Origin of the sequence: Algibacter marinivivus (assembly GCF_003143755.1) — a bacterium.
In the GTDB taxonomy this organism is placed as follows: Bacteria; Bacteroidota; Bacteroidia; order Flavobacteriales; family Flavobacteriaceae; genus Algibacter_B; species Algibacter_B marinivivus.
Map to the genome: position 1 here is coordinate 613,109 of NZ_QFRI01000001.1, position 13,287 is coordinate 626,395.

The window sequence follows — 13,287 nt, forward strand, 5'->3', positions numbered from 1 at the left end:
GAGAAGTGAAAATATAAGTTTTGATTTCGAATCAAAGATAAAAAAGAATTTTAGTTTTCCTAATACCTTCTTTTTTTCAATATTGTTTTACGAAACTATTTAGTAGACTCTCTTTCTATAATTTCGGTCTCTATTACCATCTTTATAAAATCACGTTTCTTTTCATTATTTGTAAAGTATTGCTCGGTTGAGACGTCTTCAGCTTCTAATCTATCAATCAATAAATTCGCAGATTGCTCACCTATTTTTTGACCATGTTGACTGACTGTTGTTAAGCTTGGTGTTGCATGTTTTGAAAGCACACCATCTGTAAATCCAATAACTTGAATATCATCTGGAATTCTCATTCCTAACTTACTAGCTACTTTCATAGCAGAAACTGCATACAATTCATTCACAGCAAATACCGCATCTATATTTTGATTCGATTTAAAAAAATGAGCAATTTCAGTCTCTAAAACTTCAAGATTATTTTCTACATCTAGACTATCATCAATTTTTAAAATCAAGTTAGAATTTGCCTCAATACCACTACTTTGCAAAGCTTCCAAATAACCTTGGGTCCTCAATCTACCAACACTTACATAATCCATTGTTGTTATTAATGCTATGTTTTTACAGTCGTTTTCAACAAGTTTTTTTACGGCCTTTACCGCTCCGTTAAAATCATCTACAATAACCTTATCACAATCAACCTCATTAACTACTCTATCAAACATTACAATAGGCATTCCTTGATCTATTGTAGCATTAAAATGATGGTAATCTTGCTTTAGCAAAGTCTCTTTAGATATAGATAGAATAAAACCATCTATACTTCCACTTGCAAGCATTTCCATGTTGATTATTTCCTTTGTAAAAGATTCATTTGAGAGCCCAACAATAACATTATATCCGCGTCGGTTTGCTACACGTTCAATACCGCGTATTACTGTTGAAAAAAAGTGATGTACAATTTCTGGAATTAAAATACCAATAGTCTTAGTTTTTCTATTCTTTAGGCTTAATGCTATATTATTAGGCTTATAGTTATAAAGTTTAGCAAAAGCCTGTATTTTTTGCGTAGTATCTTCACTTATCTCTTTGCTATTGCTCAAAGCTTTTGAAACAGTTGACACTGAGACATCTAACTCCTTAGCTATTTGCTTTAATGTTATCTTTCTTTTCATAATCTTAAATGCTCTCTAAAATAGTAATTATTCTATGGTTAACGTAAAGATTTTTTAATATTTATATCAGTTACAAATATTCGATTTTCTTATTTTAAAGCTTAAAAATTAAAAAGTTGTCAACACGAAAACGTTTTCGTTAAATATTTCGTAATCAATAATTGTTTCTTAACAATTTCTTTACATAGTTTTGAGGTGAGAAGTGAAAATATAATCAAACAAAAATGACTAATTATTTAAACTAATTTGTATGAAGACAATTTTTAATAGTTTACTGTTTTTTCTGTTTTTGGCGCCCATCTCTATGCTTGGGCAAACGCCAATTACAGGAACAGTAACGGAACAATCCACTTCAATTCCGCTTCCCGGTGTTAACGTTGTTATAAAAGGAACCATTAATGGTACTGCAACAGACTTTGATGGGAATTACCGTATTGAAGTTAATAACGGAGACGTCATTGTATTTTCTTATGTTGGTTATCAATCACAAGAAATAACCTATTCAGGGCAATCAACATTAAATGTCCAATTAGTAGAAGACGCAGCTCAGTTAGATGAAATCGTTATTATTGGATATGGTAGCGTGAAAAAAGAAGATTTAACTGGTGCGGTTGATGTTATATCATCAAAAGACTTTAACCAAGGAGCAGTTGTTTCTCCAGATCAATTACTACAAGGTAAAGCTGCAGGTGTTAGAATAACAAGTGCAGGTGGACAACCAGATGCTGCTCCAAACATTAGAATTAGAGGAGGATCATCACTTTCTGGTAATAACGCACCCTTAATTGTTATTGATGGTGTTCCATTAGATAATGGTGGTGTAGCTGGTGTTGGAAACCCATTGAGTTTAATAAACCCAAATGATATTGAAAGTTTCAGTATACTAAAAGATGCATCTGCAACTGCTATTTATGGTTCTCGTGCTTCTAATGGTGTACTTATTATCACCACTAAAAAGGGAACTTCTGGAGAAGCTAAATTCAACTTTTCAGCAAGAACATCTTTAAGTAATATTAGTTCTAAAGATCAAATTCAAGTTATGAATGGTGATGAGTTTGTACAATTTGCACAAACATACTTTCCAAATAATCTTAGTGCTTTAGGAGTACCTGTAGGTAGCGTTGACAATAACCAAACTGTGTCACAAATTATTAGCACTCCAGATGGAGACAGAGCTATTTACAATACAGATTGGCAAGATGTTATTTACAGAACAGCTATAACAAAAGATTATAACTTTGGAGTAAGAGCTAATTTATTTGAAAAAATTCCTTTTAGAGCTTCTATTGGTTATAATGAAACCGAAGGTGTTGTAAAAACAAACGATTATGAAAGAATTACGGCATCACTAAGATTGACTCCAAAGTTTTTTGATGACCATTTGAAAGTAGATATTAATGCTAAAGGAACAGTTGTAGATAAAAATTCTATAGATGATGGAGCTGCTTTAGGTGGCGCTGTTACAATGGATCCTACAAAACCAATATATGATGGGAACTCTATTTTTGGTGGTTTTTATCAGCAGTTACAAGCCTCAGACAACCCTAACGATCCAAATGCGAAAATTGGTGCTGGAAACCCTCTAGGAGTATTACTTCAAAGAACAAGACCTGAAAAAGTAAATCGTTTACTTGGTAATATTGAATTAGACTATAAGATGCACTTTTTACCTGAATTGCGAGCTGTTGTAAATTTAGGATTAGAAGCTTCAAGAGCTGAGATTGAAGAAAGATTCTCTGATAATGCTATAAACTCATACACTTTAGTTCCAGATACAAATGTGCCTGCTGGTACTTTTATATTCAATCCAGGAAAAAGTTTTGGAGAAAGACAACATATTACTAATGTTACTATGGAATCGTACTTAGCGTATAGAAAAGAATTTGATGACTTCTTCGTTAATAATTTTGATGTACAAGCAGGGTATTCTTATCAAAATTTTAAGAATGATGGTAATAAGGATGAATTTGAAAACGACCCAGTGAGCGGACAAAGAATCCCGAATATAGACCCATTAAATCCTAATAATAGATATTTTAATGAATTAAATCTTCAATCTTTCTTTGGGAGAGCTAATATTAATTTAGCTAACAAATATTTAATTACAGCCTCTTTTAGAGCGGATGGATCTTCATTCTTTACAGAAGAAAACCGCTGGGGTTACTTCCCTTCTGCTGCATTAGCTTGGAAAGTAAAAGAAGAGAGTTTCTTAAAAGATGTAAATTTTGTAAACGATTTCAAACTAAGATTTGGTTGGGGTGAAACTGGACAGCAAGATATTTCTGGACAGGTAGGTTTTTATCCATCTATTCCATTATTTGAAATCGGGTCTCCAGAAAGTCAATATATAACTGGAGTAAACTTATATAATGCTAAAGAGTTTAATCCAGACTTAACTTGGGAAAAAACAACAACTTATAATGCGGGTGTTGATTTTGACTTTTTTGCAAACAGCTTCCTTTCTGGATCTTTTGATATCTTTAAAAGAGAAACAACAGATTTATTAGTTGTTACAAATGTACCTCCGGGGCAAGCTTTAAGTGATCAAGTTATTCAAAACGTAGGATCAACAGATAGCAAAGGTTTTGAATTAAACTTAAACTTAAATCCTGTACAAAATGAAGATTTTAATTTATCTTTTAATGGAAACCTATCATACAATATTTCAGAAGTAACGGATTTAAAAGGTGTAGAACAAATTAACGCTCCCAATGGTGGACTTCCAATAGGTACTGGTAACATCTTATTAAGACATGCTTTAGGAGAACAAGCAGGTTCTGCTTGGGTATTAAAACAAGTATACGATGCGGCAGGTAACCCTGTATTAGGGTCTTTTGTAGACTTAAACGATGATGGTAGAATTACTGAAGCTGATAGATATTATAGAGCTATTCAACCTAATTGGACCTTTGGTTTTGGTTTTAATATGAACTATAAAAACTGGGATTTTAGTGCCAGTTTTAGAGGGCAGTTAGATGGTGAAATTTATAACTCTAGACGATTAACACAAGGTGCGATTGAAAACGCTTTATCTTTAGATGGTAATTCGTTTAATAACACATTAAATTTCTTTGCAGGTGAAGCAAACCCAGTATTTTCGGATATTGTAGATCCAATTCAATATTCAGATTATTTTCTTGAAGGTGCTTCATTCTTAAGGTGTGAAAACATTGTAATTGGTCATACGCTAACTGATGTTATAAAAAATGCGAGACTAAAGATATATGGTGCAGTTAACAATCCATTCCTAATCACAAATTATTCTGGACAAGATCCTGAAAATTTCACAGGTATTGATAGTAATTTCTACCCTAGAGCTACAGTATATAATTTAGGTGTTAATATTGATTTTTAAACTATGAAAATTATGAAAAATAAAATTTTAAAATTACTATTTGGTTTAGTAGTAGTCTTTACTGTTAACATTAGCTGTACAGATGATTTAAATACAAAACCATTAATAGAATTATCATTAGAAGAACTACTTGATCAAGATCCACAAGCTGTTGAAGGAATATTATCAAGACTATATGGTTCATTTGCACTTTCTGGTGCTGATGGCCCTGGAAGTTCAGATATTAGTGATGATGCTGGGGAATCGCCTTTTCTAAGAGGTATTGTAAACTTACAAGATTTTGCAGCTGATGCTATGAAAAACAGATGGGGAGATAATGGTCTTGATCAATTAACAACAACAACAGATTGGACCCCAGAGAATAAATTCTTTAGATATTTATATAACAGAATTTTCTTTACAATTCCTCAGTGTAACAATTTACTATCTATACTACCAAATGTTGATGTAGAAAATAAAGATGGTATTATTTCCGAAGTACGTTTTATAAGAGCTTTAGCTAACTATTACTTAATTGATGTATTTGGTAAAGGCGTTATTGCTACTGAAGAAAATTTTGGACAATCAGAATCATTACCTGAAGCATCACGTCAAGAATTATTTGATTTTGTAGAGTCAGAATTACTTGCTATCGAAGCACTCTTACCTACAACTAATACTTATGGTAGAGCTACAAAAGGTGCTGCACAAATGTTATTAGCAAAATTATATTTAAATGCTGAAGTCTATACAGGAACTCCCAGATATGATGACGCTGCAACATATGCTAATAAAGTAATAACTGAAGGTTCATACACTTTAGCTACAAATTTTGTGAGTATATTTTCTGCTGATAATGACTCATCAACTGAAATTATATTCCCTTTAATTGCTGATGCTCAAGTAAGTCAAAGTTTTGGTAATACCACTTATATTGTAAATGGTAGTTTAAATGCAGACACCACACCTCTAGCTCAATTTGGTGCTACAGAAGGATGGGGTGGACACAGATCTAGTAAAGCATGGTATGGCTTATTTGGTGATTTAAATACTTCTACAGACGTTAGAGCTAGTCTTTTTTGGACTGACGGACATAACTATGAAATGGAAGATTATAAAGAGTGGACTGATGGCTATCCTTCTACAAAATTTAGAAATACGAATTTCGCAGGATCATCTTTACCATCAAGCTTTTCTCCTACAGATTTTCCTTTATTCAGACTAGCTGATGCTTATTTAATGTATGCAGAGTGTGCAGTTAGAGGAGCAGCTGGAACAGATATGGGAACTGCTGTTCAATATGTAAACGCCGTTCGAACTAGATCAAACGCAAGTTCTATTACTCAAACTGATTTAACAGAGCAATTTATAATTGACGAACGCGGAAGAGAATTAAACCTTGAAGGACACAGACGTACAGATTTAATACGCTTTGGTATGTTTACAGGCAATAAATATTTATGGCCATGGAAAGGTGGTGTAAAAGATGGAACTTCAATTCCAGATACTTATAAATTATACCCAATTCCTTCGTCTGCTTTACAGGCTAACCCCAATTTAACTCAAAACCCAGGATTTCAAAACTAAACACAATAATTATGAAAAATATAAAAATTTTATCGCTCTTATTAATAGCTTTCATTGGCTTCAATGCCTGTGATCAAGATGACGACTTAGTGTTCACAGCTCAAGAACCAGTAGATGGTATTGTATTCTCTAATTCTTTTTTAGATGAATACGTATTAACTGTAGGTGCTTCAAATAATTTAGGTGAACGTTTCACTTGGCAAGATGCAGATTTTGGTGTACCAACTAACACAACTTACGAGTTAGAAAACTCTATTTTAGGAGATTTTACTGATGCTACTACAGTAGGAACAACAGACGGAAATGAGCTTGCTGTAACTATTGGTAACATGTTAGCTTTTGCAGAAGCTGCAGGTTTAGATAACGACCCTAATACAGATATGCCAAATACTGGAACTTTATACTTTAGAGTAAAAGGTTTTATTGGAACTGAAGGACTTCCAACCTATTCAGCAATACAAGAACTTACTGTTGTATTACCAGAAATAGTAGAAGGTGGTGGTAGTTTTGAAGTGGCTTCTTGGGGAGTTGTGGGTTCTGGCTATAATAACTGGGGTGCATTTGCTGATGGCAAATTCTATACAACGGCTGTACCTGGCGTTATAGTATCTTACGTAAACTTGGTTGATGGTGAAATTAAATTTAGAGAAAATAACCAATGGGGTGGAGATTTAGGTGATGCTAATTTAGATGGTATTTTAGATGCTGATGATGGCAACAATATTGCAGTAACTGCTGGTGATTATAAAATCACTATTGATACTAATGATAACTCTTATACTATTGAACCATTCTCTTGGGGTATTGTAGGCTCTGGTTTTAACGATTGGGGTGCAACTCCTGATGCCAAATTATATTATGATTACACAAGTGACACTTTTAAAGTTGGTGTTCAACTTTTAGACGGTGAAATTAAATTCCGTATGAATAACACTTGGGGTGGTGATGTTGGTGATGCTAACAATGATGGTATTTTAGACTCTGATTCTGACAACAATATTGCTGTAACTGCTGGACATTATCTAGTAACTGTTAACTTAAACGATATGTCTTATAGTATCGAACCAGCAACAAACGTATGGGGAGCTGTAGGTTCTGGATATAATGACTGGGGAGCTACTCCAGATGCTAGTCTAACAGAAATCCAACCAGGTGTTTTTTATGCTGAAAATATAACCATGCTTGATGGTGAAATTAAATTCCGTATGAATAATAATTGGGGCGGTGATTATGGTGATGCTAATGCAGATGGTATTTTAGATCAAGATTCAGACAACAATATTGCTGTAACTGCTGGAAATTACGTTGTATCAATAGATTTTAACGATGCTGCTGGACCTGCATATTATTTAGGCTCTAGGTAAGCTCTTTTAAAAAGTAAATATTTTTTGAATTAGGAAGAGGTTGCATGTTATCTTATTGCAGCCTCTTTTTTTATAAAAACTAAATGCTATGAAAAAATTAATACTCGTTTTTTTACTATTCATAAATTGGTGTTTTGCACAGCAACAAACTGTAACACATTCTGTTACTCCATCACCTTTTGAAGAAAGCGACAATATAACAATTACTATCCAAGGTAGTAGTGTTAATGAAGTCACTTGGGGTATTACAGGTAATGAATTATATCTTTGGGCTTGGTCTTTTGGTACTAACTTAGGTAATTTACAAGATTGTCCAACTAATGGTTCTTGGGATAACTCAAGTGAAACAAATCGTTTTACATACAATAGTGGTTCAGATACCTATACTATTTCTTTCGTACCGACATCGTTTTTTTCGAGAACAGGCATAGGAAGAATTGGCTTTTTAGTAAAAGCTAAAGATGGTAATGGAGATAAAAAATCTCAAGATATTTTAGAAGATGTTGGTGCTTTTCAATTATCACTTACTTCACCGACTAATACAACAACTATATTGTCATCCGGAGCAAATCTTAATATTACGGGATCTAATACTGGTGGAAATGCAAATTATGTTTTAAAAGCTGATGGAAGTACTGTTAATTCACAATCCGGAATTTCATCATATTCATATACAGATACAAATATTACTGTTAATAAAAATTACACACTAGAGGCTACTTTAAACGGAGAAACAAAAACAAAAACCTTTTCAGTTATAGTTGACCCTGGAACAAGTTTTAGTGTTATGCCGCAAACTTATTTAGATGGCATAACCTATGATGACACAGACCCAACTAAAGCGACATTAGTACTTTATGCCACAGGAAAAGACTTTGTATATGTTGCAGGGAGTTTTAACAATTGGCAACCCGATGCAAATTATGCTATGAAACGTGACCCATCTAGAAATAATAAATTTTGGCTCACATTAACAGGCTTAACCTCTGGGCAAATTGAAACTTTTCAATATTGGGCAGTTGATAAAACACCTATAGCCAATTCACCAGCATTGGTTAAAACTGCAGACCCCTATTCTACTCTAGTTTTATCTCCTTTTGACGATCCGTCTATTCCAGCATCAACTTACCCGAATTTACCAATATACCCTGCTGGTCAAGAACGTGAGGTTACTGTTTTACAAACTGGAAAAACACCTTATAACTGGCAGATTACAAACTTCAACAAACCTAAAAAAGAGGATTTGGTTATTTATGAAGTTTTAATTCGAGATTTTGATGCCGACAGGAACTTTCAAGATATTATTGATAAAATAGATTATTTTAAAAACTTAAATATTAATGCTATTGAACTCATGCCTGTAATGGAATTTGAAGGCAATGAAAGTTGGGGATACAATACTTCTTTTCATATGGCTTTAGATAAGTTTTATGGTACTGAGGATAAATTTAAAGAACTTGTAGATGTCTGTCATCAAAACGGTATTGCCGTTATTTTAGACGTTGCATTAAACCATGCTTTTGGAAGAAATCCAATGGTTCGTATGTGGATGAAAGATTCTGATAATGATGGCTGGGGAGAACCAAGTTCTGAAAATCCGTATTTTAATGAAACCGCTAGACACTCATATAATGTTGGTTATGATTTTGATCATTCAAATTCTTTCACCAGAGTATACACTAAACGTGTTGTTAAGCATTGGATAGAGGAATTCAATATTGACGGTTTCCGTTGGGATTTAACAAAAGGGTTTACTCAATTATGCTCTTCTGGAGATGAAGGATGTACAAATAGTTTTAAACAGGATAGGGTTGATGTTTTAAAAGAATATGCGGATTACTCATGGAGTCTAGACGAAACACATTATGTGATTTTTGAACATTTAGGAGCTGATAACGAAGAACAGGAATGGGCTAATTACAGAATTGGAGATGCCATTCCTAAGGGTGTTATGATGTGGAGTGAAATGTGGACAGCTTATAAAAACCTTGCTCAAGGACAAACCAGTGATATTAATTTTGACAGAATGGGGCATTCCTCCCATGGTTTTACAGAAAAACGTACATTAGGCTACCCAGAAAGTCATGATAAAGATAGAATCATGTATGAAATGACCGAATTTGGTATTGACACTAATCCATCACATGATGTAACAAATTTGAACACTGCTTTATCTAGAATGTCTGCATTGGGTGCTGTAACACTAACCATTCCAGGACCAAAAATGGTATGGCATTTTGCGGATTTAGGAATGGAAAATTCTATATGGACATGCTCTAATGGTGTTGTTAATTCTGATTATGATGGAAATGGTGATGGAGATTGTAAGTTAGATACAAAACCTCAGCCGCAATGGACAAATAATTGGTTAGGTAATGCTAACAGAAATCAAATTTATAATGATTGGTCAAGGTTAAACGCTCTAAAAATTAATGAAGCTGTTTTTGAAGGTGATTACAATATAACGTCAGGAACTCAAACACCTAGAATAAGCATTTATACTGGTGATGAAAATACATCAGGATCAGAGCTTAAAAATGTCATTGTTATTGCAAACTTTTCGGTAACCAATCAAACTATAAGCCCTAATTTTCCATATTCTGGAGATTGGTACGATTTAATGGATGAATCAAACACACCAGCAACAATTAATGGTTCTATAACTTCAATTAATCTAAACCCAGGTGAATTTAGAGTTTATGGCAATCAAGTATCAACGTTATCCGTTGGAAAGATTAACGCTGATATTGAACTTAAAATATTTCCAAACCCAGCAAATCACTCATTTTCAATAAATAAAAATATTAGCAAACTTGATATATATAATATCACAGGAAAGCTAATAAAAACCTTCCAAGGCGATTTTAGAAAAGGTAATGCTTTTGATATTTCTAACCTAAAACAAAGTATTTACTTAGTTAAAATTATTAATAATTTAGGTGAAACAAGTACAGTAAAACTTATAAAAATTTAGTTTAGTTTGTTTATAAAAAAGCTTCTCAATTCCTGTTTGGAACATGAGAAGCTTTTATTGTTTTAAAAGGAAAATAGAATTCTAACTATTTCCTTTTTTATAGTCTGCTAAAAACTTAGCTAAACCAATATCAGTTAAAGGATGTTTTAGTAAACCTTTGATAGAAGATAAACCTCCAGTCATAACATCACTACCTAATTTAGCACAGTCTATAACATGCATAGTGTGTCTTACAGATGCTGCTAATATTTGAGTCTTAAATCCGTAGTTATCATAGATTTGTCTGATTTCTGCAATTAGGTTTAACCCATCGGTTGAAATATCATCTAATCTACCAATAAATGGAGACACATAAGTCGCTCCTGCTTTAGCAGCTAAAAGTGCTTGACCCGCAGAAAATACTAATGTAACATTTGTTTTAATGCCTTTATCTGAGAAATATTTACATGCTTTAATACCATCTGCAATTAATGGTAATTTTACAACAATTTGAGGGTTTAAAGCTGCTAATGCTTCTCCTTCTCTAACCATACCTTCAAAATCTGTAGAAATAACCTCAGCACTTACATCGCCTTCAACTAAATCGCAAATCTTTTTGTAATGTGCAATGATATTATCTTCTCCTGTAATACCTTCCTTAGCCATTAAAGACGGGTTTGTTGTTACACCATCTAAAACCCCTAAAGCTTGTGCTTCTGCAATATCATCAAGGTTTGCTGTATCTATAAAAAATTTCATCTGTTATTTATTTTATTAAAACGTTAGTATTTAAGTACTCCATTACATTTTGGCTTACCTGCTCTCCGGTAAAACCAAATTTTTCATCTAAAACACCAGCTGGTGCAGAATACCCGAAGTGATCTACTCCAAAAACTTTTCCATTTGCTCCAACAAGACCTTCTAAATTTACAGGTAATCCAGCAGTTAAACCATATAATGGTTTATCATTTGGAATAATACTTTCTTGATATGCTTTAGATTGTAATCTGAATACACCTTCTGAAATTATAGAAGCAATATTCACTTTCAATCCTTCTTTTTCTTCAAGAATTTGAGCTGCGTCAATTAAAGTTGAAACTTCCGACCCGTTTGCTACAAGAACTATATCTGGATTTTCTACTTCTTTAACTAAATAACCACCTTTCTCAGCAGCTAAAGCTTCTTGGTATCTTGATTCACCTTGAGCAGGAACATCTTTAATGCCTTGTCTAGATAAGATTAAACCTGATGGTGTATCTTTATTTTCTAAAGCCATTTTCCAAGCTACACTTGTTTCTGCTGAATCTGCAGGTCGCATTGCTAAGAAACTATTTTTACCACTATGGTTTTTAAGTTTCTCTAATAAACGAATTTGAGCTTCTTGTTCAATAGGCTGGTGAGTTGGCCCGTCTTCACCTACTCTAAAAGCATCGTGAGTCCAAACATATTTTACACCTAATTCTTGAATTCCACTTAAACGAATAGCTGGTTTCATATAATCTGAAAATACAAAGAATGTTGCTACAACTGGAATACAACCTCCATGTAATGCAATACCATTTGCTATACAAGACATAGTTAATTCTGCGACACCTGCTTGTAAGAACGACCCACTGAAATCACCTTTTTGTAATGCTGAAGATTTTTTTAAAAACCCATCTGTTTTATCACTATTAGATAAATCTGCAGAAGACACAATCATGTTTTCAACATTATCAGCTAAATAGCCTAATACATTTGAAGACGCTACTCTGGTTGCTAATCCTGCTTTATGCTCAATAGATTCAAAATCTAATTCTGGAAGGTCTCCTGATAAAAAGAAATCCAATTTACTAGCTAAAGCAGCATTATCTTTTCTCCAAACATCAATTACAGCTTTCTTTTCAGCTGCTTGAGCTGTTTTTTCTGATATTAAGTTTTTATAAAAATCACTTACATCACTAAAGATATCAAAAGGATTTTCAACGCTTGCTCCTAAATTTAGTAATGTTTTTTCGTAATCTGCTCCTGTTGCTCCAATAGGCTGCCCGTGAAGCTCACAATGCCCTTCAAACATACTTCCATCAGCAGTTACACAACCTTTACCCATTATTGTTTTACCAATAATTAACGTAGGTTTTTCAGTTTCGTTATTAGCATCTTTTAATGCTTGTCTTATTTCATTGTGGTTATGACCATCAATCGTTACAACTTTCCATCCCCAAGCTTCATATTTAGCTGCTGTATCTTCACTAGTAACCTCGTCTGTAGATGTTGATAATTGAATATCATTTGAATCGAAAAACATAATAAAGTTATTCAATCCTAAATGACCAGCAATTCTACCTGCACCTTGAGAGATTTCCTCTTGAATACCTCCATCAGAAATAAAACCATATACTTTATGATTCATCCAATCTCCAAAACGCGCTTTTAAAAACTTAGCTGCAATTGCAGCTCCTACTCCCATAGTATGTCCTTGACCTAAAGGTCCAGATGTATTTTCAATACCTCTAGCAACATCAACTTCTGGATGGCCTGGAGTAATTGAACCCCATTGTCTGAAATTTGCAACATCATCTTTAGCATAATTTCCTAAAAGATAATACTGCGCATACATTAACGTAGATAAGTGACCTGCATCCATGAAGAAGCGGTCTCTAAATGCCCATTCCATATCTGAAGGATCATAATTAAAAAATTCTGAATATAGAATGTGCATAAAATCTGCACCTCCCATTGGCCCACCTGGGTGACCCGATTTAGCTTTTTCTACCATAGCTACAGCTAATGCTCTAATATTATCTGCTGCTTGTAAATTAATGTCTTTGTTCATTTTTTTAATTATGATTTATATTTAATGGCTTAAAAATGTGTTTTTTGAACGCAAAAAAGGCTTAC

At 33.5% G+C, this 13,287-nt stretch carries 7 protein-coding genes; 4 read left to right on the plus strand and 3 right to left on the minus strand.

All coding sequences use genetic code 11. From position 1 onward, the window contains the following. Positions 1 to 95: 95 nt before the first annotated feature. Positions 96 to 1,169, minus strand: a complete 1,074-nt coding sequence (locus DIS18_RS02925; protein ID WP_109351535.1) for a LacI family DNA-binding transcriptional regulator — start codon at positions 1,167 to 1,169, stop codon at positions 96 to 98. Between the two features lie 250 nt (positions 1,170 to 1,419). Between DIS18_RS02925 and DIS18_RS02930 the strand changes: the two genes are divergently transcribed. From DIS18_RS02930 to DIS18_RS02945, 4 genes are all read left to right on the plus strand, one after another. Next, positions 1,420 to 4,524: a SusC/RagA family TonB-linked outer membrane protein gene (locus DIS18_RS02930; protein ID WP_109351536.1), complete on the plus strand. Its 3,105-nt coding sequence runs from the start codon at positions 1,420 to 1,422 to the stop codon at positions 4,522 to 4,524. A 12-nt stretch (positions 4,525 to 4,536) separates the two neighbouring features. After that, a complete protein-coding gene (locus DIS18_RS02935) occupies positions 4,537 to 6,090 on the plus strand; it encodes a RagB/SusD family nutrient uptake outer membrane protein (RefSeq protein WP_109352565.1) in 1,554 nt (517 codons plus the stop codon). A gap of 11 nt (positions 6,091 to 6,101) precedes the next feature. Continuing rightward, on the plus strand, positions 6,102 to 7,454 hold the full coding sequence (locus tag DIS18_RS02940) for a SusF/SusE family carbohydrate-binding protein (RefSeq protein ID WP_109351537.1): 1,353 nt from the start codon (positions 6,102 to 6,104) through the stop codon (positions 7,452 to 7,454). 88 nt (positions 7,455 to 7,542) lie between these two features. Then, positions 7,543 to 10,428 carry an alpha-amylase family glycosyl hydrolase gene (locus tag DIS18_RS02945; protein WP_109351538.1) on the plus strand — a complete coding sequence of 962 codons (2,886 nt, stop codon included), beginning with the start codon at positions 7,543 to 7,545 and terminating at the stop codon, positions 10,426 to 10,428. Between the two features lie 81 nt (positions 10,429 to 10,509). Here DIS18_RS02945 and fsa read toward each other — a convergent pair whose 3' ends face one another. Continuing rightward, positions 10,510 to 11,166: a fructose-6-phosphate aldolase gene (gene fsa, locus DIS18_RS02950; protein ID WP_109351539.1), complete on the minus strand. Its 657-nt coding sequence runs from the start codon at positions 11,164 to 11,166 to the stop codon at positions 10,510 to 10,512. A 7-nt stretch (positions 11,167 to 11,173) separates the two neighbouring features. Beyond that, on the minus strand, positions 11,174 to 13,222 hold the full coding sequence (locus tag DIS18_RS02955; protein ID WP_109351540.1) for a transketolase family protein: 2,049 nt from the start codon (positions 13,220 to 13,222) through the stop codon (positions 11,174 to 11,176). Between the last annotated feature and the right edge of the window lie 65 nt (positions 13,223 to 13,287).